Source organism: Martinezella sp. CNPSo 3795, assembly GCF_057784475.1.
Window position 1 is genome coordinate 145,428 of the sequence record NZ_JBXSOQ010000002.1, and the last position, 20,953, is coordinate 166,380.

General features: G+C 60.7%; 18 protein-coding genes and 1 pseudogene. 10 read left to right on the forward strand and 9 right to left on the reverse strand.

The window, feature by feature from the left end; translation table 11 throughout:
- Window positions 1–30: 30 nt before the first annotated feature.
- Window positions 31–348 (forward strand): annotated as a pseudogene (locus AC13QY_RS05540) (transposase); the annotation flags it as partial.
- A gap of 277 nt (window positions 349–625) precedes the next feature.
- Here the strand turns inward: AC13QY_RS05540 and AC13QY_RS05545 are convergent.
- Window positions 626–1,651 carry a questin oxidase family protein gene (locus AC13QY_RS05545; RefSeq protein ID WP_488492836.1) on the reverse strand — a complete coding sequence of 342 codons (1,026 nt, stop codon included), beginning with the start codon at window positions 1,649–1,651 and terminating at the stop codon, window positions 626–628.
- Window positions 1,648–3,126: a SidA/IucD/PvdA family monooxygenase gene (locus tag AC13QY_RS05550; RefSeq protein ID WP_488492837.1), complete on the reverse strand. Its 1,479-nt coding sequence runs from the start codon at window positions 3,124–3,126 to the stop codon at window positions 1,648–1,650. The genes AC13QY_RS05545 and AC13QY_RS05550 overlap by 4 nt, the downstream gene beginning before the upstream one ends.
- A gap of 270 nt (window positions 3,127–3,396) precedes the next feature.
- On the opposite strand from AC13QY_RS05550, the gene AC13QY_RS05555 reads away from it, so the two are divergent.
- From AC13QY_RS05555 to AC13QY_RS05565, 3 genes are all read left to right on the forward strand, one after another.
- Complete coding sequence (locus AC13QY_RS05555; protein ID WP_488493384.1) at window positions 3,397–4,635, forward strand: ABC transporter substrate-binding protein; 1,239 nt, start codon at window positions 3,397–3,399, stop codon at window positions 4,633–4,635.
- A 171-nt stretch (window positions 4,636–4,806) separates the two neighbouring features.
- Window positions 4,807–5,751, forward strand: coding sequence for a carbohydrate ABC transporter permease (locus AC13QY_RS05560; RefSeq protein ID WP_488492838.1), 945 nt, complete (start codon window positions 4,807–4,809; stop codon window positions 5,749–5,751).
- Window positions 5,748–6,569 carry a carbohydrate ABC transporter permease gene (locus AC13QY_RS05565; RefSeq protein WP_488492839.1) on the forward strand — a complete coding sequence of 274 codons (822 nt, stop codon included), beginning with the start codon at window positions 5,748–5,750 and terminating at the stop codon, window positions 6,567–6,569. The genes AC13QY_RS05560 and AC13QY_RS05565 overlap by 4 nt, the downstream gene beginning before the upstream one ends.
- Window positions 6,570–6,704: 135 nt before the next feature.
- On the opposite strand, the gene atzF is transcribed toward AC13QY_RS05565, so the two are convergent.
- From atzF to AC13QY_RS05600, 7 genes are read right to left on the reverse strand one after another with little or no spacing between them, the layout of a single operon-like run.
- Window positions 6,705–8,543 (reverse strand): allophanate hydrolase, encoded by a 1,839-nt coding sequence (gene atzF, locus AC13QY_RS05570; protein WP_488492840.1) that lies wholly within the window; start codon window positions 8,541–8,543, stop codon window positions 6,705–6,707.
- Window positions 8,544–8,554: 11 nt separating this feature from the next.
- On the reverse strand, window positions 8,555–9,187 hold the full coding sequence (locus AC13QY_RS05575; RefSeq protein WP_488492841.1) for a cysteine hydrolase family protein: 633 nt from the start codon (window positions 9,185–9,187) through the stop codon (window positions 8,555–8,557).
- Window positions 9,180–9,851, reverse strand: a complete 672-nt coding sequence (locus AC13QY_RS05580) for a cysteine hydrolase family protein (protein ID WP_488492842.1) — start codon at window positions 9,849–9,851, stop codon at window positions 9,180–9,182. Before AC13QY_RS05580 ends, AC13QY_RS05575 begins: the two co-directional genes overlap by 8 nt.
- The gene (locus tag AC13QY_RS05585) at window positions 9,848–10,459 is read right to left on the reverse strand and encodes an HAD family hydrolase (protein WP_488492843.1); all 612 of its coding nucleotides are present in this window, start codon (window positions 10,457–10,459) and stop codon (window positions 9,848–9,850) included. Before AC13QY_RS05585 ends, AC13QY_RS05580 begins: the two co-directional genes overlap by 4 nt.
- A gap of 2 nt (window positions 10,460–10,461) precedes the next feature.
- Entirely contained in the window at window positions 10,462–11,943 is a 1,482-nt protein-coding gene (locus tag AC13QY_RS05590; protein ID WP_488492844.1) for an FGGY-family carbohydrate kinase, read from the reverse strand.
- A 14-nt stretch (window positions 11,944–11,957) separates the two neighbouring features.
- Window positions 11,958–13,121, reverse strand: coding sequence for an ABC transporter ATP-binding protein (locus AC13QY_RS05595; protein WP_488492845.1), 1,164 nt, complete (start codon window positions 13,119–13,121; stop codon window positions 11,958–11,960).
- Window positions 13,122–13,163: 42 nt separating this feature from the next.
- Window positions 13,164–13,943, reverse strand: coding sequence for an SDR family NAD(P)-dependent oxidoreductase (locus tag AC13QY_RS05600; RefSeq protein WP_488492846.1), 780 nt, complete (start codon window positions 13,941–13,943; stop codon window positions 13,164–13,166).
- A gap of 185 nt (window positions 13,944–14,128) precedes the next feature.
- Between AC13QY_RS05600 and AC13QY_RS05605 the strand changes: the two genes are divergently transcribed.
- From AC13QY_RS05605 to AC13QY_RS05630, 6 genes are all read left to right on the forward strand, one after another.
- Entirely contained in the window at window positions 14,129–14,983 is an 855-nt protein-coding gene (locus AC13QY_RS05605) for a DeoR/GlpR family DNA-binding transcription regulator (protein WP_488492847.1), read from the forward strand.
- Between the two features lie 54 nt (window positions 14,984–15,037).
- On the forward strand, window positions 15,038–15,838 hold the full coding sequence (locus AC13QY_RS05610; RefSeq protein WP_113352280.1) for a BtpA/SgcQ family protein: 801 nt from the start codon (window positions 15,038–15,040) through the stop codon (window positions 15,836–15,838).
- 189 nt (window positions 15,839–16,027) lie between these two features.
- A complete protein-coding gene (locus AC13QY_RS05615; RefSeq protein WP_246661867.1) occupies window positions 16,028–16,894 on the forward strand; it encodes an IS5 family transposase in 867 nt (288 codons plus the stop codon).
- 194 nt (window positions 16,895–17,088) lie between these two features.
- Entirely contained in the window at window positions 17,089–17,685 is a 597-nt protein-coding gene (locus AC13QY_RS05620; protein WP_113390730.1) for a TetR/AcrR family transcriptional regulator, read from the forward strand.
- Window positions 17,669–18,271 carry a 2-hydroxychromene-2-carboxylate isomerase gene (locus tag AC13QY_RS05625; RefSeq protein WP_113390731.1) on the forward strand — a complete coding sequence of 201 codons (603 nt, stop codon included), beginning with the start codon at window positions 17,669–17,671 and terminating at the stop codon, window positions 18,269–18,271. Before AC13QY_RS05620 ends, AC13QY_RS05625 begins: the two co-directional genes overlap by 17 nt.
- A gap of 309 nt (window positions 18,272–18,580) precedes the next feature.
- Window positions 18,581–20,881 (forward strand): molybdopterin guanine dinucleotide-containing S/N-oxide reductase, encoded by a 2,301-nt coding sequence (locus AC13QY_RS05630; protein ID WP_488492848.1) that lies wholly within the window; start codon window positions 18,581–18,583, stop codon window positions 20,879–20,881.
- The last annotated feature ends 72 nt before the right edge of the window (window positions 20,882–20,953 follow it).

The window sequence follows — 20,953 nt, forward strand, 5'->3', positions numbered from 1 at the left end:
TAAAGAGAGAGATCCGCTTAGACTGCGATCGCTGCACCAACGGCCCTCGCCACGCGACGCTATCAATCCGGCGAAGTCGATTACGACGTCCATATATCCAGGCGCGGCGACCGCCATCTGCGTGGGCTTCTCTACGAAGAGGCGTCGGTCATTCTCACGCGCAGCTCCATGCAGAGTTCCTTGCGAACATGGGGGCTTCAGCTCCGGGGGAGGATCGGCTTCAAAAGCGCTGCCTTCGCTGTCGCACGAAAGCTTGCTGTTATCATGCATACCATGCTCAAGACCCGGAGAGCTCTTCAATCGAAACGCAGGACTGACAGCATAGCATCGAATAAGGCTCAAAACTGAGCGCTTGAAGCGCCCCTGCCGGGATGTGAGCCGAGCCATTCCGTTGATGCGGTTACATCGCTGTCTCAACTAAATGCGTCGTCCACATTGAAGGCTCGTCCCGCGAAGACAACCATGCACCGGGCAGTACCGCCTCGATAACTTACCGCTTGACGCCCCAGCCGCGATTAGACAACCTCATCGGAGCCGGGGTTCGCGGTTCGCAAAGAGTCAAATCATCGAAATCAATCCGATCGATCGAAGGGTCACGCGCTAAAGGCTTCCAAGACGCCAACCCCTAAATCAGCCGGACGCGGCGTGCCGCCACAACCCGATAAAGCGGGTCACCCCAGACCAGTTGTTCCTGCAATGCCGAAAAGACCAGGCTAACGTCGTGTTCGTCGTTGGAGGCCACCGCGACGGCCCTTATCTCCGGCCAGTCCGGCACCTGCATCTCACGCATCGTCTGAAGGGCTTCGGCGGTCGGAAGCGCCGGGAAGCCGATTTTGGGAACGAGTGTGGCAATCACCTGCCAAAAGGCACGGTAGAGCGGCAGCGGATCATCCAGATGCGGCGCGACCAACCGAGCCCAATGCAAGCCGGTAACGGCGTGGAGCGCCGAGAAATCCATGGTCGCGGCGAATAGGGCCAGTGCCGTCTCCGCCATGCGTTTCGGTGTCGCTTCATCAATGCGCAAGCGATCGATCACCGGCGGAAAGTCCGGCAAGGCGGCGACTTCGCGTATATTGTGCCAGAGAAGATCGGTTTCAGGCGCATAGTCGTGTGCGCCGGCAACATCATTCATGGCAGCGAGAATCGCTGCCGGATCGTCCGTGTCCGGCTTTATCCCAGTCGGATCGGGCAAGGGCAGATAGCAGGTTGCCCAGTATCCGAGCGCCGTTCCCACTTCCGCTGGGTCGCTGTTGAGCACCGCGTAAGCCAGCCGCATCAGCGGGTGCAGCGCGCTGCCGGCTACACCCTGGATCAGCCGAGGCAAATAATGGCGGATCGCGGCATCGGTCCCGAGCCGTTCGACTTCCGCGATGAAATAGGCGCGATAATCTGATTCCCGCGTCCGGTCACCGAGCGCCACGTCCCAATGCGCACGCTCGATCGGGCTCACGGTTGGCGGCGCGGGAACGAGCTGGTTTGCCACGCGATAAATCTCGTACCATTCGTCGAGCCGCTCAGGGGCCGCGCCCATGCGATCGAGCGCCACGAGGACCATTGGAACGTGATTGGCGAGCAGATAGGGAAATTCCACGCTGTCACGCCGAGCCCTTTCCAGAACCCTGTCGAGCGGAAACGTAGGTATGATTGTCATGATGACACTTCCTTCATGCCTTCAAGGTCTCCATCATAGCCGCGCGGATCGAAATGATGCTCCCGATAGGCCGCAAGGTCACGGAGAAAATCGTCGGCCGCCTCGTGAAAGAGACCGCCCACGACCGCATCGACGATGCGCGGCAGACCGTATTTCATGCCAGTTACACCGTTGCTGATCGGGCCTAGGCTAGCAATGGCCGAGCAGTTGAACAAATGGATATGCGACAGCCAGCCATGGGTCGCCGCATTCTTCGGCGTGAGTTCGAAGCCGCGCCCGAGATAGGGATGGGCCGCGATCTCGGCCGATGCCTCGCCATCCGGCGGCGTGAAACGATCGGACCAGAAAGCAACATGCGGCGCAATGCTCTTCAATTCCGCGCGCTGGTTGAAATCGATCGTATAACCGGTTCCAAGCAGGAGATGATCGGCGCTGAACATGCCGCTGTCGCTTTCGACCACAACCCGCCCGGCATCCAATGTCACGGACCGCACTTTATGGCCCAGCGCCATCGTGAAACGCGGATCGGACACGACTCGGTCGAACTGATCCTGTGTCGGCGGGATCTTGAAGCCATTATAAAGCCGCATATAGCGCCATTTCTGCAGATCCGACAGATCGCCGAAATGACCGAGGAAGCCCGGAAAATTGGTCCAGGCCAACACCTCCGTCCGGCCGAAATTGCGCGAGCGGCCGATCATCGCCACGCTTTTCGCGCCCTTTTCCAAAGCCGTCACCGCCCAGTCGAAGCTGGAGGTCGCCGAACCCAGAATGGCGACATCTCGATCCTTGAGATGGCTGTCGTCTGCGATCTCGGCACTATGGGTCCAGTACGACTTGGGCAAGGTACGAACGAAATCGGGGATCACGGGCGCGCCACCGCCATCAATACCGGTCGCCAGTACAAGCCGACGGCATTCGATCTGTTGCGTTTCACCGTCCGCTTCAAGCGCAAGCCGCAACCAGCCGCCGACTTGCGAGATACCGGCAAGGCTCGTGCCGTTGGCAACATCCGGCTCCGTCACGGCACGATACCAGCCAAGATAAGCCATCCAGTCTTGCCGTGACATCTTGTCGAGGCGTTCATAGGCGTCTGTGCCATAGACGGCTTCGTACCAGGCGCGCGGCGTCAGCGACGGCAGGCCAAAATCCGGCCCCGCGAGATATTTCGGCGAGCGCAGCGTCTTCATGCGCGCGCAGCCGATCCAAGGCCCTTCCCGCCCCTTCTCGGCCTTGTCGATCACCTGAACGCCCGCAACCCCACGCCGTTTCAGGCCAAAGGCGATAGCGAGCCCCGACATGCCGGCCCCACAGATCACGACATTATAGCGCGCAACGCTGGCAGCCCCCGGCTCCGGGGCTGGAGCCCAGACTCGCGCGAGCGCTTCCGTGGCCTCCATCTCGGCGACGAGTCGTTTTTCAAGCGCTTCAAGTCGCGATAGGCTGAGGCCGCCATTCATGTTCGATCCTGACATTTTTTTCTTTGACACGGCCTCGCGCCAAGTCCGGCATGACCGCAGTCTCTTAAGCAAGCCGGCCGATGCGCAAAAACGAGGCATATTGCACAATCATCAAGCAAAAACTGAGCGATATTGTTCAATTTTGTTATATTCAGGCCGTTATTGCTTTTTTGTCAAGTGTACTTGAGTGCGTTTTTGTTTGATGTATAGTGGCAATCAATCATGAAAAGGAGAACACTAATGACATTCATGAAGGGGAATTTTCAGAAATTTGCTACCGTTTGCATGATTGCCCTGACAGCGGGCATGGCGCAGGCCGCCGACAAGCCGCTGGCCGGCATCACTCTCAATCTGGCATCCATGAACGACCAGTTTTCGGCCGTGCTGGCGCAGATCGCGCCCGAGTTCAAGGAAGCGACCGGCGCAGAGATCAAGGTCGACATCATGGATTACGGCTCTCTGCTGACGAAGACGACCGCCGATTTCGTGGGCCACACCGCCGGTTATGACCTGATCACCATGGACATCGTCTGGGCAGGGCAGTTCGCCGCCAATGGCTATACGATTGATCTCAACGACCTGATGAAGCGCGATGCCAAGGAGCTCGACACCGCCGACATCTATCCCAAGCTCACGGAAGCGCTCGGCAACTACAAGGGCAAGCAGGTCGCCTATCCTTTTGCCGGCTATGCCAACGTTCTCGCCTATCGCAAGGATCTCTTCGATGCCGCCGGCCTGAAGGCTCCGGAAACGATGGAAGATCTGGTTGCCGCCGCCTATAAGCTGACCGACCCGGCCAAGAAGCAGTACGGCTTTGTCGCCAACGGCCAGAAAGGCCCGGCGGTCGCTCAGGACTGGATGCAATATAACGCGGAAATGGGCGGCGCCATCCTCGACAAGGACGGCAAGCCGGCGCTCAATTCCGAAGCCAATATCAAGAGCCTGACTGTTTATCGCGATCTCTTCAAGAAGGCAGCCCCTCCCGGTGCCGCCGATTATGACTGGGGCGGCCGCGAGGAAAGCTTCCGCCAGGGGATTGCCGCCACGATGCAGACTTGGTCTGTCGGCGCGCCCGGCTATTACGATCCGAAGACGTCGAAGGTGGTCGGCAAGGTCGATGTCGCGCTTGCTCCGCGCGGCAAGGGTTTACCGAAGATCTACGGAATCGGCGGCTGGGGCATGGCCATCAACGCCGATGCGAAGGACAAGCAGAAAGAAGCCGCCTGGACCTTCATCAAATGGGTCACCAGTCCGAAGATCCAGAAGGAGATGAATATGCTCGGTGCGGGCAGCTACATCCGCAAGAGCACGGTTACCGACAAGGAGCTGAACGCCAAGTATCCATTCCTGCCTGTCCTCAACGAAGTCTTCGAGAACGGCGACGGCGACTATCGCCCGCGCATTCCGGAGTATCCGGAAATCCAGGACATCCTGGGCACAGCAGTCAACTCCGTCCTCGTTGGTACGGTCGAGCCCAAGGCCGCGCTTGACGCGGCGCAAGAAGCCGCCGCCAAGCTGTTCTAAGAACAGGCCCGCTTCACGAAAGACCGTGACGCGGGCCTTTCATTTTCGAGGGCGCTGGTCGCGCGAGCTTCAGCGGTACGCTGAAAGCAAGATTCCGTTTGCGCGCCAGCCCGTTTTCCTCTCAGATCGAAACGCGAAGCAAGCGGCCATTCGGTGATGACGAATTACGCGATGAACCTGACCAGCTCCGTTGAAAGCAAGGCGGCCAAGGGCTTCTCGCCTGTCCCTTTTGCCACGCGGCGAAAATTGTTCCTGCTTGCCATGGCGCTCCCCGCCGTCGCCTATGTGATCGCGCTCGGCGTCTTCCCGCTCGTAAAAGGCATGTGGTACAGCCTATACGAATACAATCTGCTGAAACCGGCGCGGACGCATTTCGTCGGCATCGACAATTACTTCAACCTGCTGGCAGACGCCGATTTTCGCGGCGCCATCGCCAATACGGTGATCTTCACCGTCTTTTCCGTCGCCATCGAACTCTTCTTCGGCTTTGTCATCGCGCTGGCGCTCTGGCGCGACGACCGGTTTAATCGCGTCTGCCTGACGTTGATCCTTGTTCCCGTCACCATTACGCCGCTGGTCGTCGGCCTCATCTTCAAGGGCCTGCTGCTCGCCGACTACGGCATGGTCGGCTATTATCTTGCCCAGTGGGGCATTACCGATCCGCGCGGCCTCTTCGCCACGCCGTCGACCGCGCTGGCCACGCTCATCTTCATCGACATTTGGGAATGGACGCCGCTCGTCGCGCTCATTCTTCTGGCCGGCCTGAAGGCGCTGCCCGGCGACCTCCTGGAGGCCGCCGCCGTCGACGGTGCAACCGCCTGGCGCACCTTCCGTTCCATCACCTTGCCGCTCATGCTCCCGGCCGTCATGCTGGCGCTGACGCTGCGCACCATCGACGCCTTCCGCGTCTTTGACAGCGTGTTCGTGACGACCGGTGGCGGACCGGGCAATTCGACCAACACGCTCATGGTCTATGCGGTGAAGGAGGGCCTGAGCTTCTTCAATATCGGCAAGGCGTCGGCGATTTCCAACATCGCGCTTCTCTGCGTAGCAATCATCGCCTCCTGCTTCATCCTCATGATCCGCCATTTCGACAAGAAGGCCAACGGCCGATGACGCGACGCTCCATAGTCTTTGATACGGCACGGCGCGGCTTCCTGCTGCTTACGCTCGCCTTCTTCCTGCTGCCCTTCCTGTGGCTCGCAATGACCGCCTATAAGCCGTCGAACGCGATCTTCTCCATTCCGCCACATCTCTTCTTCACGCCGACGCTGGACCAGTTCCGCAATGCGCTGCGCATCTTCGATGTCGGCAGCCTCATCGCTTCCAGCCTCTTGATTGCTGGCGGCTCGATGCTGCTTTCGCTGATACTCGGCGTTCCGGCCGGCTATGCGCTCGCCCGCTCGACACATCCGGCCGCCATGGGCGTTGCCTATTTCTTCATGACGATCCGCATGGTCCCCGCTGTCGCGGCGCTTATCCCGTTCTATCTGCTGATGCGCGATATCGGCCTTATCGGCAGCTGGTTCAGCGTCGTCCTGATCAACTGCGTGCTCAATTCCGCCTTCGTGAGCTGGATGATGTTTTCCTATTTCCGCGGCCTGCCGAAGGAGCTGGAAGAAGCGGCGCTGACGGATGGCTGCGGGCAGTTCGGCGCCTTCTGGAAAGTATCTTTGCCTGCGGTGCGTTCCGGCATCATCGCCTCCGCGCTTTTCTGCGTGCTCTTCTCGTGGAACGACTTCCTCTTCGCCATGTTCCTGACGCGGCTCGATTCCAAGCCGATCTCGGTGGCGTTGCTTTCGGCCTACGGCACAAAGGATATCACCTGGGGGACGCTGGGGGCGTTGGCGCATTTCTCGACCGTGCCAATCGTGCTCATCGTCCTCGTCCTTAACCGCTATTTTGTGCAGGGGCTAACCAAAGGCATCAACTGAGCGGACAAACCCCGACGATTAAAAAGGCAGGCACCTCGCCGGGAGCCTTTTGGCATTTCGAGCAAGACAAACAAAACGTGGGGAGCGCTTCATGTGATTTCGGTTTCACTGGAAACGCTCCTGCTAGAACCTTTCTCAAGCCGCTTTTGAAGCCAGATAGTTCTTCCAGCCGGCATGCGCGGTAATGTCGATCGCGCCGTTCAGCGCCACGGTCTCGCAAAGGAATCCGGATACCTGGCGACCGCTCTCGAGCGCGACCTTACCGATCCCCAGCGGTTGCGGAATGCGCTCGATGAAATCGGCAAAGTCTGCGAGCGGCAGTGACCAGATCTCGACCTCGATGCCCGGCCCCTTGGCGTTCGGATCGCGAACGAGACCGGGCTTGGCCGGTGTCGTGCCGGTGAGCGCATAAAGCCGATAGTCGCCTGTCGTGCGGGTATGGCCACGGAATACGCCGCCGCGCTCCGTCAGTTCATGATTGAGCGGCATGCCGGACAGATGTGCGCCGACAACGGCAATCTCGCGGTGACCGGCCGGAATTTCCGTTGGGGCGCCATAGGCCGGATAAGGATTGAGGTTCATGCCGAGCCCGATGCCGGCGCGATGATGGAATTCAGCCGCGATCGCCGCCGCTTTCGCTTCAGCCATGCCGGGAGCGAGGAAGGTGACACCCGAGGGCAACCCGTCGACGCGGAAACCGTTCGGCACGGCGATCCCGCAAAGCCCCATCAGATTGACGAAATTGGTATAGATACCGAGGCGCGCGTTGAGCGCGATCGGATCGGCGAGAATCTCGCTTTTGCGATAGATCGTCGGCGTCGTCGGCACCAGAAGCACTTCGATGTCGTCCCAGATCGGGCGTGTCGCGCATTTCAACTCGGCGATGCGGTGAATGGCGCGGAACGTATCAACGGATGAATATTGCCCGCTGTTTTCGAGAATCTTCTTTGTCACCGGATGGATCGCGTCGCCATGCTGGGCCAGCACCTTATCGAGGCTGAGCGCACGCTCCGAAATCCACGGGCCTTCGTAGAGAATACGCTGGGTTTCCTCGAATGCGGCGAAATCGACCTCGAACGCCACGCCACCCATGGCATCCAGCCGCTTGACGGCTTCCTGGAACAGCCGCTCCGCCTCGCTATCGCCGAAGAAGCGAAGCGCCGCGCCGGCAGGAATGCCGAAGCGGAACTTCGGCGGGGCCGGCCGCATGTCGAGCGCGACATGATCGGCCTCGGGCTTAGAAAAGGGATAGGTCGGATCGTAGCCGGTGATGACGCGCATGACCGTCATGCCATCCTCCACCGTCAGCGCGAAGACGGACACGGTCTCGATCGTCTTCACGCAGCCGCCGCCCGATACGCAGGCATTGCTGACAATGCCCGGCGTCGGCTTGATCCCGACGATATTGTTGAAGCCCGCCGGCACGCGGCCGGAGCCGGCGGCGTCATTGGCGATCGAGAAGCTGGAAAGCCCTGCCGCCACAGAAACACCAGAACCGGAACTGGAACCACCGGAAATATAATCATCGTTGAACACCGACGAACACGCACCATACGGCGTACGCATGCCGACAAGGCCGATGCCGAACTGGTCCATGTTGGTCTTGCCGATCAGGATCGCGCCATTGTCGAAAAGGCGCGTCACGGCCTGACCGGTGCTTTCGGCTATATAGGTCCCCTCTTTCAGCGCATTCGTCGTCGGTAGGCCGATAACGTCGTTGCAATCCTTGATCGAAAAAGGAATCCCCCAGAGAGGACGGCCGTCATAGCCGGCATTCTCCAATTCCTCTGCCGCTCTCAGTGCGTCGGCGCGGGAGACAAGATAGATCCATACATGGTCGTCACCCCGCGCTTTGATCCGGTCATAGATGGCGTTGACGACCGTGGAAGGCTTGAGTTGACCGGACGCATAGGCAGCTGTCAGCGTATGGAAGTCGAGGCTGCCGGTCTCGGCCGGCCAGTGAAAATCAGACATGTCGATCCTCTTCAGGTCGGGATGGGCGCCCTCAGCGCCGAGAGCAGTAGATCCGAGCGCGCCACCGTGCCAAAAAGCCCGTTGCCGAAGACGGTGATGCGCAATTGTCCGGCATGACGGGCATCCGTCGTTCCCTTGCACGCATCGGAAACGGCGATGCATTCGAAGCCCATGTCATTGGCAGCACGTTGGGTCGCGTGCAGCAGGCCCTCGGTTGGAACACCCGCCAGCACCAGATTGCGGATGCCGCGCCGCCGCAACCAGGCTTGGAGCCCGGTCGAATAGAAGGCATTGTCGCCCGGATGGTCGAAGATCGAATCCTTCTCCTGCAGGTCGAGCGTGTCTGAAAGCTGCCATTCCGACGTCCCGGGCGCAAAGACGGGATCGCCCATGGCGGCGCGGCGGGCAGCAATCGGAGAAAGCGTCTCGCTGCGGCCGCGCCGGCTCGCAATCACCGGCAGGCCGGCATCCCGGGCGCATGCGATCAGCTTTGCCGCGACAACGGACTCCGGCTCCGCACCGAGTGCCGCGATCGTACCGTTCTGGAACCCCAGAATGAGAAGCGCGCTGTCGGCAGCGCTCCATTGCCCGTCGAAGGGCCAGGAATACGGGGCGGCGGCAACGCCGGAGAAGTTGTCAGCCATGAAGCGCCTCCACGGCGGCGCGGAAGCTCGCGAGATCGGACACTGTCCCCCAGCGGCCGTCGAAAGCTTTCAAGATATCCATCGTCGCTTCGTGATTGGCCGTTTCGACCGCTGCCGTGCAGTCTTCGAGAATGACGCATTCATAACCGCGCTCGAAGCCGTCTCTGAAGGTCGATTGCACACAGCAATCGGAGGTGACGCCGATGACGATGAGATGGGTGATGCCTAGAGCCGTCAGCCGCGCATCGAAATCGGTCGCGTGGAAACTCGACTTACCCGGCTTGTCGATCACCGTTTCGCCAGCGAGCGGCGCAAGCTCGGGAACGATTTCGAAGCCGGGTTCGCCGTGCACGAGGATGCGCCCGGAAGCACCTTCATCGCCGATGCCGAGCCCATGGACGCGGGTGCGCCATTGCTTGTTGGCCGGTAGATCCGATAGGTCCGGCTTATGGCCCTCTCGGGTGTGGAAGACGGCTAGGCCCGCGGCCCGCGCGATTGTCAGGGCCTCGGCAACGGCCGGGATGACGGAGCGCGTATTGTTGACATCCTCGCCCAACTGATCGACCCACCCGCCCGGCGCGCAGAAATCGACCTGCATGTCAATCACGACGAGCGCCGCCTTTGCGGCGCGTTTAGGCGGATTACAGGGCCAGAAATTCATCATGCGCGAAGCCTCCGCTCCTCAACCAGGTCAAGGATCGCCGCGAAGTCGGTGAAATCCGCGCCATAACGCAGCACCGGCATGCCCGCCGCCCGCGCCGAGGCCGCGCCCACGACGCTATCCTCGACGGCCAGCACCTGCGCAGCATCAAGGCCAAGACGCCCGCTGGCAAGCCGATAGGGCTCGGGATCAGGCTTGCCGTGCATTACATCCTCGCGCCCGATCGCAAAGGCCATCGCGCGGTCGAGCCCCATAGCCCTAAGATTGGCCTCGACGATGCGGCGAGACGAGTTGGAAACCGCGCATTGAACAAGCCCGGCCTCGGCTAGCGCAAGCACCGTCTCCGGCGCGCCTGCAATCGGCTGCAATTCGGCGGTCCGCTCAATATAGGCCTCGACAATCTCGGAGATCCAAGTATTAGGGCCAAGTCCCAGCGGATAGAGCGGTGCGAGCACCGTCCAGACATCACTCATCGCCACCCCGATGAAACGTGTATCATCGGCAGCAATGTTGACGCCATAGCGCTCCGAAACGGCCATCAGCGCCTTGTGGTGAACCGGTTCGCTGTCGATCAGCGTCCCGTCGACATCCCAGGCGATTGCCTTGATCATGGCTAGTCTCCACACGCGAAGAATGGTTTCAGCGACCGGTAGAGATCGCGGTAGTCGGCATAGATCCGGTCGCCGGCGGCGACACCTTCGGGCGAAGGCTGCAGCACCGCGCCAAAACGCACGGAGGCCGCGACATCCTCCCATGCCGCCACGCCTGATCCGGCCGCCGCCACCCAGGCCGCACCAATCGACGAACCGAAGGCGTCGGACAAGACATGGATCGGATGGCCGCAGATATCGGCGACGATCTGCATCCAGATACGGCTTCGGCTTCCCCCGTCGGAGGCGATCAGCCGTGTTGCCGGGCGCCCCGTTTCCGAAAGCACATCGAGATGATGGCGGAAGCCGCAGGCAATCGCCTCCAACGCCGCGCGCCATATATGGCCGCGCGTATGACCGAGACTGAGGCCGGTGAACGTACCGCGCGCCAGCGGGTCATGAATCGGCGTCTTCTCGCCGAGAAAATAAGGCAGTGCACGCACGCCGTCCGCGCCGGCAGGCACGGCCGCCGCTTCCTGGTCGAGCTGCTTTAAAACATCGTCACCTTCCGAGCCACCGATGAGGGCGGCAAGCCATCTGAGAAGCGAGCCGGAGGAGGCCATGCAGCCGTTCGGCGCATAAAGGCCGGGGACGAGATGGTAATCGAGAAAAAGCCGACGATCTGGCTCCGGCCTGTCGGCAATGGCGATGATATCGCCTGCCCCACCAAATTTGAGGAGGACATCGCCGGCCTGCGTCAGGCCAGCCGCTAGCGCGGAGGCGATATGGTCGGCGGCTCCGCCGAAGACGGGCAGGCCTTCCGGCAGGCCGGTCAGTTCCGCCGCTTCTGCCGTCACCGCGCCGATGACCTCATGCGATGCGACGAGCTCCGGCAGGGCGCCGGGGCGAAGTCCCGACAGCGCCACGAGGTCGTCCGCAATCCCGTGATCGTCAAGATCGATGAAGCCCGCTTCGAGTGCCCAGTTGCGCTCGACCGTCAGGCGCCCGGTCAGGTGCATGTTGATGAAATCATAGGAGCCGAGGACATGGGCGATCCGGCCATAGACATCCGGCTCATGCGCCCTCAGCCATTGCAGTTTCGGGGCGACCAATTGTTGTGTCAGGCCCTGGCCGGTGCGGCTGAGGAAGCGCGCCTCGTCCAAAGCCGCTTTCATGGCTTCGACTTCCGCCCCGCAACGCGCATCGCTCTGCTGGATGCTCGCACGCAGCACGCGGCGCTCGCGATCGAGCAGTACCACAGCCGGCAACATTCCGGTGACGCAGACACCGGCGAGTTCGCAGCCCCCAGGCAGGCGCGTGATCATTTCGCGAACCACGACCTGCGTGTTCGCCCACCATTGCCCAGGGTCGGCCTCGGCGAAGCCGGGATGCGGCGAAAACAAGCGCGAGGGGCGCGAGGCCGAGGCCAGCGGTTTTCCAGTCTCCGACATCGCTACCGCGATCGTCGAGGTCGTGCCGATATCGATGCCGATGAACACGGGCATGGAGAAAGAACCTTTCAGTCGCGGATCGCGTTTTCAGTCGCTGCGTCGAAGAAATGCAGTTCTGCCGGGTTGACCGACAGGGCGAGCGTCTCGCCAACCCGAAGCGGAAGTGTCGCCGGCACGGAGGCACGCAGTCGAGGGCCGGAAAGCGAAACCTCGTCGGCTTCCGCCGTCACCTCCTCCAGCTTGCCGGCCCCGCCAATATCGAGATGGATAAGTTTCGTGGCGCCGAAATCCTCTATGAAGGCAACCGTTCCTTCCATGCGCCCGAAACTAGGATCAACAGCATCCGCGGTGCTCAACGCCTCGGCCCGCACGCCGACAATGATCTCCTTGCCGACATGACGCGCAAGCGCCGGACGCGCGGCAATGACAGGCTCTGGCACCGGCAGAGTGAACCCTCCGGCGGCAGCAGCCAGACCGCCCTCACTGCCCACCAGCGTCGCTTTCAGGAAGTTCATCGACGGCGTGCCGATGAAACCGGCAACGAAGAGATTGGCGGGCGTGTCGTAAAGCGCGCGCGGCGTGCCGAGCTGCTGCAAAACGCCGGCGCGCATCACGGCGACGCGGTCACCCATGGTCATCGCCTCGATCTGGTCATGCGTGACATAGACGGTGGTAATGCCGCTCAACTTCTGCAGCCGGGCGATTTCGGCCCGCATCTGGCCGCGCAGCCGTGCGTCGAGATTGCTCAAAGGTTCGTCCATCAGAAACGCCTTGGGCGCGCGCACCAGCGCCCGGCCCATCGCCACGCGTTGTCGCTGACCGCCGGAAAGCTGTCCCGGCTTGCGGCCGAGATAGGCATCGAGTTCGAGAAGCTTGGCCGTTTCCCTGACCTTGCGATCGATTTCCGTCTTGTCGACGCCGCGCACGGAAAGGCCGAAGCCGATATTCTCGGCAACGGTCATATGCGGATAAAGCGCGTAGGACTGGAAGACCATCGCGATGTCGCGGTCACGGGGCGCAAGGCCGTTGGCGAGCGTATCGCCAACCAACAGGCGACCCGAAGTGATATCCTCGAGACCCGCAATCATTCGCAGCGCGGTCGACTTACCACAGCCGCTTGGGCCGACTAGAACCAGAAACTCACCATCTTCGATGGTGAGATCGAGGTGCTGGATTGCCGCATATCCGTCCGGATAACGTTTTTCCACTCCCTCAAAGACGATGGATGCCATGCTCTCTCCGATATGATGCGGCTTGGGCGGTCGGCTGGCCTGTCAGGTCATATAGACGCCGCCGGTGACATTGACGCCCTGACCGGTCATGAAACGGGCGGAATTCGAGCAGAGGAAAACGACGACATCGGCGACATCTTCGGGTGTTTCCAGCCGCCCGAGCGGCGTCTGGGCTATATAGTCTTCAACGACGCGCTCGGGGCTGACGCCGCGCAATTTGGCTTCCCAATCGATCTCGCGCTCCTGCATGCCGGTCTTGACGAAGCCCGGGCAGACGGCATTGACGCGGATGCCTTTCGAGGCCAGTTCGCGGGCAAGCGCCTGTGTCCAGCCGAGAACGGCGAACTTGCTGGCCGAGTAATGCGCCAGAAGCGGCGCGCCGACCTTCGCGGCAAGCGAGGCCGTGTTGACAATCACACCCTGGCCCTGCGACACGAAGCGGCGCGCAGCGATCTGGTTCGTCAGGAAGATGCCGCGCGTGTTGACGTCGAAGTTGAAGTCCCACTCCTCGTCGGTGATCTCCAGCGCATGCTGCATCGTAGAGACCCCAGCGTTGGCAATCAGTATATCGTAGCCGCCCATGAGATCCGCGGCTCGTTCGAACGTCTTTTCCACGGAGGAACGCGAACGAACATCAATCTCCAGCGCATGACCGGCAATCGATTGTGCGACTGTGTTCGCCGCGTCCAGATTGATGTCGCAAATGGTGATCTTGACACCCTGTTTTGCCAGCGCCTGCGCGATTGCACGGCCTATTCCATTGCCGCCGCCGGTGACGATCGCCTTCAAACCGTCGAGTTCCGCAAATTTCGGATGTCCCACGAGCCATATCTCCGACCAAAACAACACGGCGATCATATAACAACAAAAACTTACAAATCAATCGAAATTTATGTTTGAATTTGTTCGCTTTCTGCGCTAAGCACTGATTATGTAATGGGAGGGCTGAGCTTCGGTAAATGCGAACGCAAACATCCGCCCAGCTTATCTAAATGAAAGACAGACCAATGATCACAGGCCACGACGCCGAAACGCTGACCGTCGAAAAAACGAAAGTTCTCGCGCGCACGCGCCGTTCCTTCATTCTGGATGCGCTGGCCGAAACGGGCGCTGTATCCGTAACGGAAATTGCCGCGCAGCTCGGCGTGTCTGAAATGACCGTGCGGCGCGACCTGACGGAACTGGAGAAGGAAGGACGGCTTGCCCGCACCCATGGCGGAGCAATCAGCACCGACCTTACCACGATTGTCGAACCCGGCCTTTCAGCAACCACCTCGCGCCTCAACGAGCCGACCTTTCAGGCGCGTCTTGCCAAGAACGCATTGCCGAAGCGGCTGATTGCGGAAGCGGCAGCACAGGTCGCAGCTGGACTTCGCACCATCGCGCTCGATGTCGGCACCACAACATTCCTGCTTGCCCGGTTGCTCGCCGGCCAGCAGCACGTGAAGTTCTTCACTAACAGCGTGCGCAATGCCACCCAGCTTGGGGAAGGCCTGGCGGAAGTCTACCTGCCTGGCGGACGCATGAGAAACGATGAATTGTCGATCTCCAATGCAACGGCGATTTCCCAGTTCGAAGCACTTTGGTTCGACATCGCCTTTGTCGGCGTTTCCGGACTGACGTCAGACGGTATTTATGATTATTCCTTCGATGATACGGAGATGAAGCGCGTCTATCTCCGCCGCTCGACGAAGAAGGTCGTTCTCTGCGACGCATCGAAATTCGATTGCATGTCGCTCGTTCATATCGCCCCGCTGTCACAATTCGACATGCTGATCACCAATGCATCGCCGCCGCCAGAACTGGCAAAAGCGCTTGAAGCCGCCAGGGTTGAAGTGATGGTCGCCGGCGCATCCTCCTGAAGCATCCGGTTTGTGAAAACCCGCTTTCCCTAACGCCCAATTTCGGAGCTTTCGATGGTTTTTGAATTTTTTGGTGACAAGAAGAAGGTCATCATTGCCATGGCGCATATCGGCGCATTGCCCGGTTCGCCGAATTATGATCCGAAAGGCGGCGTCTCGAAACTCATCGACGACGTGATGGAAGATATTCGCGCGCTGCAGGAAGGCGGCGTCGATGCCATCATGTTTGGCAACGAGAATGACAGGCCTTACGAGTTGAAGGCACCGCCGGAGGGTATCGCTGCAATGACGGCGATCGTCCAGGCTGCGAAGGCGGAACTCAAGATTCCCTTCGGCGTCAATTATCTCTGGGATCCGACGGCAAGCGTCGCCATCGGTGCCGCCACCGGCGCAAGCTTCGTGCGCGAGATCTTCACCGGCGTCTTCGCCTCCGACATGGGTATCTGGGCCCCGGATTGCGCGACGCCGGCGCGGCTGCGCGCCAAGCTCGGCCGCACCGACATGAAGATGCTGTTCAACATCAATGCCGAATTCGCCCATTCGCTCGACCAGCGCCCGATCGAACTGCGCGCAAAGAGCGCGGTCTTCTCATCGCTGGCCGACGCCATCCTTGTGTCCGGTCCGCTGACCGGGCAGCCGGTCGATCAGTCCGGCTTGCGCAAGGTCTGCGAAGCCGTGAGGGATGTTCCCGTTTTCGCCAATACAGGCGTCAACAAGGACAATGTCACCGACATCCTCTCCTGCGCCAGCGGCGTCGTCATCGGCACGCATTTCAAATATGAGGGCAATACTTGGAACAAGGTCGAGCCCGCCCGCGTCAAGCGCTTCATGGACATCGTCAGCGCTATTCGCTGACGATGAGCGTTGGTGCATGGATCAAATTCCAATGGTTTGCCGATAGGCGGGCGGGATCGCCAACGGACGCCATGATTTTCGTCCATGCCCTACAAACACCATTCCGCCCGCCGTCACCATATTGGCAAGATGAAATTCAAGTTGACCAATTGGTCGGAATAGGAGGCCGATCCGCGCCGGCGCGGCAGCCTGACGCTTTGGATGACGCCAGCGGCGCTGTCATCCCGGCCGGCGCCGAAGAGAACAATGCGTGGCGGCCAGCCACGCTACTCGTGCCTGCCGATTGAGACTGCCCTGACCTTGGCCCTCGTATTCAGCTTGCGGCTGCGCCAGATGGAAGGTTCGCTGACTTCGGTGCTGCAATTGACGGGGCTAGATCTCGCCGTTCCCCATCATGCCACGCTGAGCCGGAGGGCAAGTTTGTGGCGATCGTCTGATCGGCGGCAAAGCCGCCCGGTTTCGAGAAATGAGCCCGTTCACGTCCTCATTGACAGCACCGGGGCCGAGGTCTACGGCGCTGGCCAGTGGCTGGAGGAAAAGCACGACACCAACTCCCGACGGACCTGGCGCAAACTGCACCTTGCACTGGATGCCGACAGCGGCGAGATCATCGCCCACGTCATGACCGACCAAGACACCGGCAACGGCTCGCAAGTCGAACCGCTGCTCGGCCAAATCGACACTCCGATCCGCCAAATCACGCCCGATGGTGCCTATGGTGGGAAGCCGACCTACAACGACGTCATCAAGCACGGCGCCGATGCTGTCGTCGTCATTCCGCCGCGCAACAATGCGATCAACTGCTCCGATACAGAAACCGCCAGTCAACGAGACCGGCACATCGCGGCGATCAACACGGGCGGACGGATGAAATGGCAAGCTGCGACCTGCCACGGCAAGCGTTCGCTGGTTGAGACCGCGATTGTCGGGCATCGACTGCGGCCACGATCCTTCCGCACGCAGCAGACGGAAGTCGCCATTGGCTGCACCGTGCTTAACCGGATGCTGGCATCCGAACGCCCGAAATCTGTCCGGTGCAAGCCGCCTACGACATAGCCACGGGATCATGGACTGGAATCCGGCCACTCCTTGAGCCATGCACCAACGCCATGTGTCGGAGCAAAAATATTTCCAGCGACCCATCCAAGCGGAATGACCTGTCTTTCTCTTAATGGTCGGAGGGCATAGAAATCTCCCTCGCTGCACTCGCATGTCAGCGCGCTGTTTCGAGAAGGCCCCGTAGCAATTCCATGAAAGCCTCCATTTCAGATCACATTCTTGCGTCTGCCGGCGCGCTTTTCTATCGAGAGGGTATCCGCGCTGTGGGCATCGATCGCATCATCGATGAGACCAAGGTCGCCAAGGCAACGCTCTACCGGCATTTTCCATCCAAGGATCATCTCGTCGCGGCCTATCTTAAGGATCGCCATGAGCGGGTAATCCGCTCTTTGGACGCCGTCTTCGCCGAGGCAGCAAATCCGCGAGATCAGCTCAACCTGATCTTCGAGCGTCTGCATGAAAAAGCAGATAGCCCTGAATTTCGAGGGTGCGCATTTGCGCTTGCGGTCGCCGAGCATGGCGATTCAGAACGCGTCGTTGCCGTCGCGCGCAACCACAAAGCAACGGTGCGTCATTTGTTTGCCTCGCTCATGACGAGAGCAGGCGTAGAAGCAGTCCAGCCGGCCGCCCATCTTTGCCTTCTCTACGAGGGAGCACTCGCGACAGTCGCCGTCGGCCGCGATCCCCAGGCTGTTCTGACCGCCAGAGACTGCGCGCTTTTTGTATTTGACGTCGCGGTTTCTTCGATCAAAAAGGCTGAAAAGGCACAGCATGACAAAGGTAATTGACTATTTCTTCGGCATCGGCTCGCCCTGGTCCTTCATCGGCCTCGATGCGTTTACAGATCTTGCGCAAGCGCACGACATGTTGATCCGCCCGCACGTCATTTCCGTAATCGAAGAGAACGGCGGTATCTATTCCCGCAACAGGCCCGAGGTTCGGCGCGCCTACTGGATGAAAGACCTGAAACGCTGGGCGGCTTTGCGCGGCAAGACGCTCAATTTCGAAAATCGCGCCGCCCTTTCGGACCCGACTCCCGCGGGTTTCATGGTCATTGCGGCCATCGAGGATCGTTTGGATTGGCTAAAACTAACCCGCGCGCTACAGACGGCATTCTGGGCCGAAGCGGCGGATATCGGCCGGAGCGAGGTGCGTCAGGCGATCGCCAGTTCCGTCGGCTTCAACGGTGCGAAGCTGGAAGAACGCGCGAAGACCGAGGCCATCCAGTCGATCTGGCGATCCAACATCGAGATGGCCAAAGCCGCCGGCGTCTTCGGTCTTCCGACGTTTCGCTACGAAAATGAGCTCTACTGGGGGCAGGATAGCCTGCCCTTCCTTGAGCGCCACCTGAATGGCGAGAAGATCGCCGTCTGACGGCGCGTCTGTGAGACTTGGTACCGGCCAACCCGCATCGATGCCTGATCGTGACGGCATAGCGCGATTCCGGCTGTCACGGTCAGCACGGAAAAGGACGTGAAAGATGGGCATCCTATCCCCGAGCTATCGGTCCAATTACAGGCAAGATTCGATAACCGCTCATCGACCTCGCACGCGTTGCGTGACCAGCATGGCCGCGGCGAATCCATCCCACGCCGGCGATCCGAGGGCATCATGAACCCCGGCAAGATCCTGCCTGGGTGAGGATTGCCGATCTTTCCACCCTTGTTCACGGGAGACGCTGCGATGGACGGCTTCAAACCCCACAGCTCTCATTGGGGCGCATTCTACGGACGGTACCGGGGCGACGTCCTCGAAATCCGTCCCCATCCCGCCGACCCGCATCCATCGCCCCTGCTCGGCAACCTGTCCGCAATCGCTCATAGCCCCGCCCGCATCCGGCGCCCGGCCGTCAGGCGCGGCTGGCTTGAAGGCCGGCCTGATAATGCCGGAAAACGTGGGAGCGACGGATATGTCGAGGTCAGCTGGCCCGAAGCGCTCGATCTTGTCGCCAACGAGCTTCGCCGTGTTCACGCCGAAGCCGGACCGCAGGCCATTTTCGGCGGCTCGTACGGCTGGTCCAGCGCAGGGCGGTTTCATCATGCGCAAAGCCAGATCCACCGCTTCCTCAACGTGCTCGGCGGATATGTCAGATCGGTCAATACCTACAGTTCGGGCGCGGCGATGGTCATCATTCCGCATGTGCTCGGTCCTTACGATACCTTCGACCGAAAGAGCGTTACCTGGGAAGCGATAGAGCGCAGCAGCGAGCTGATCGTCGCCTTCGGCGGCATGGCGGTGAAGAATACCGATGTCCACGGCGGCGGCATCAGCCGGCACGTCGTACGCCCGACGCTGAGCAGCGCCCGTGCGCGCGGCGCGCGTTTCGTCCTCATCAGCCCGCTCAAGGATGACATTGCAGGTGATCTCGAGGCCGAATGGCTGCCGGTCATCCCGGGAACGGATGTCGCGCTCATGCTGGCGATCGCCTTCGTGCTCATCAGCGAGGGACGGCACGATCGGGAATTTCTCGACCGCTATACGACAGGCTATCCACGCCTTGAGGCCTATCTGCTGGGACGCGAGGATGGCATCGAGAAGAGCCCGCAATGGGCAGCCGGCATCTGCGGTATCGCCGCCGAGACGATCGTGGATTTGGCGCGCAGCATGGCGAATGCCCGAACGCTGATCACCGTCAGCCATTCGCTGCAGCGCGCCGATTACGGCGAGCAGCCGGTCTGGATGGGGATCGTACTGGCGGCCATGCTCGGCCAGATCGGCCTGGATGGCGGCGGCTTTTCCTATTCGCTTGGTGCGCTCGGCAATATCGGCAAAAGCCAGCTTGCCGTGCCCCTGCCGACGCTCAAGCAGTTTCACAATCCAGTGCCGGATTTCATTCCCGTCGCGCGGATCGCCGACATGCTGCTGAACCCGGGCGAACCGTTCCATTACAATGGTCAGGCCCTGCATTATCCTGACATCCGCCTCGTCTATTGGGCCGGCGGCAATCCGTTCCATCACCATCAGGATCTCAACAGGCTTCGCCAGGCGTTCAAGAAGCCGGAGACGATTATCGTGCACGAGACGGCCTGGACGTCGTCTGCACGCCACGCCGATATCGTCCTGCCCGCAACCACGACGCTCGAGCGCGACGATATCGGTGCGGCCGACCGCGATCCGATGATGATCGCGATGAAGAAGCTGATCGAACCGGTCGGCGAAGCACGCTCCGACTACGAGATATTCGCTGATATTGCAGAGCGCCTCGGCAAGCGCGCTGAATTCACCGAAAACCGGTCAAGCCGTGAGTGGCTCGCTTTCCTCTTCGAGACCACGCGAACAGCCCTCGTCGCCGCCGGTCATCCGGCGCCGGACTTCGAAACGTTCTGGGAAAAGGGAGAGCTGCTGCTACCGGTAAGGCCCGACGACGGCGGGCCTGCGCGCGCATTCCGGGCCGATCCGGACGTCAATCGGCTGCCGACGCCATCGGGCAAGATCGAAATCTTCTCCGACACGATAGAGAGCTTTGGTTATGACGATTGCCGCGGCCATCCACGTTGGTATGGACCGGACCCGAAGACGGAGGCGGCGGAAGGCCCCTATCCTCTTTATCTCGTCTGCAACCAGCCCCACTCGCGCCTTCACAGCCAGCTGGACTATGGTGACTTCAGCCGTTCCACCAAGATCGGCGGCCGGGAACCGCTGCGCATCCACCCTGCCGATGCGGCAGAGCGTGGCATTTCGGACGGGGATATCGTCAGGCTGTTCAACGCCCGCGGCAGTTGCCTCGCCGCCGCTGTCATCAGTAGGGATATAAGACCGGGTGTCATGCAGCTTGCCACCGGCGCATGGTTCGAGCCCGATAACGCTAAAGCTGCGATGGCCATGTGCGTTCATGGAAATCCGAACATCCTAACCCGTGACGCCGGCACATCGCAGCTTTCCCAAGGCTCGACGGGCCAGCTGACGAAGGTCGATGTCGAGCGCTTTACCGGTGAACCGCCGCGCGTACGCATTCTCGATGGAATGACGTTTATCGTCGGATAGACCGTCGTCACGCAATTTCGCTCGATGGGCACTCGACCGGCGGAAATCCTGATCCTCGTGCTTCAGATCGCG

Excerpts from the sequence above, each read along its gene's own strand:
- AC13QY_RS05565 (WP_488492839.1), top strand. The coding sequence starts at position 5,748 with ATGACGCGACGCTCCATAGTCTTTGATACGGCACGGCGCGGCTTCCTG.
- AC13QY_RS05575 (WP_488492841.1), bottom strand. The coding sequence starts at position 9,187 with ATGGCTGACAACTTCTCCGGCGTTGCCGCCGCCCCGTATTCCTGGCCC.
- AC13QY_RS05595 (WP_488492845.1), bottom strand. The coding sequence starts at position 13,121 with ATGGCATCCATCGTCTTTGAGGGAGTGGAAAAACGTTATCCGGACGGA.
- AC13QY_RS05580 (WP_488492842.1), bottom strand. The coding sequence starts at position 9,851 with ATGATGAATTTCTGGCCCTGTAATCCGCCTAAACGCGCCGCAAAGGCG.
- AC13QY_RS05620 (WP_113390730.1), top strand. The coding sequence starts at position 17,089 with ATGAAAGCCTCCATTTCAGATCACATTCTTGCGTCTGCCGGCGCGCTT.
- atzF (WP_488492840.1), bottom strand. The coding sequence starts at position 8,543 with ATGTCTGATTTTCACTGGCCGGCCGAGACCGGCAGCCTCGACTTCCAT.
- AC13QY_RS05630 (WP_488492848.1), top strand. The coding sequence starts at position 18,581 with ATGGACGGCTTCAAACCCCACAGCTCTCATTGGGGCGCATTCTACGGA.
- AC13QY_RS05590 (WP_488492844.1), bottom strand. The coding sequence starts at position 11,943 with ATGCCCGTGTTCATCGGCATCGATATCGGCACGACCTCGACGATCGCG.
- AC13QY_RS05555 (WP_488493384.1), top strand. The coding sequence starts at position 3,397 with ATGATTGCCCTGACAGCGGGCATGGCGCAGGCCGCCGACAAGCCGCTG.
- AC13QY_RS05545 (WP_488492836.1), bottom strand. The coding sequence starts at position 1,651 with ATGACAATCATACCTACGTTTCCGCTCGACAGGGTTCTGGAAAGGGCT.
- AC13QY_RS05625 (WP_113390731.1), top strand. The coding sequence starts at position 17,669 with ATGACAAAGGTAATTGACTATTTCTTCGGCATCGGCTCGCCCTGGTCC.
- AC13QY_RS05560 (WP_488492838.1), top strand. The coding sequence starts at position 4,807 with ATGAACCTGACCAGCTCCGTTGAAAGCAAGGCGGCCAAGGGCTTCTCG.
- AC13QY_RS05550 (WP_488492837.1), bottom strand. The coding sequence starts at position 3,126 with ATGTCAGGATCGAACATGAATGGCGGCCTCAGCCTATCGCGACTTGAA.
- AC13QY_RS05585 (WP_488492843.1), bottom strand. The coding sequence starts at position 10,459 with ATGATCAAGGCAATCGCCTGGGATGTCGACGGGACGCTGATCGACAGC.
- AC13QY_RS05605 (WP_488492847.1), top strand. The coding sequence starts at position 14,129 with ATGATCACAGGCCACGACGCCGAAACGCTGACCGTCGAAAAAACGAAA.
- AC13QY_RS05610 (WP_113352280.1), top strand. The coding sequence starts at position 15,038 with ATGGTTTTTGAATTTTTTGGTGACAAGAAGAAGGTCATCATTGCCATG.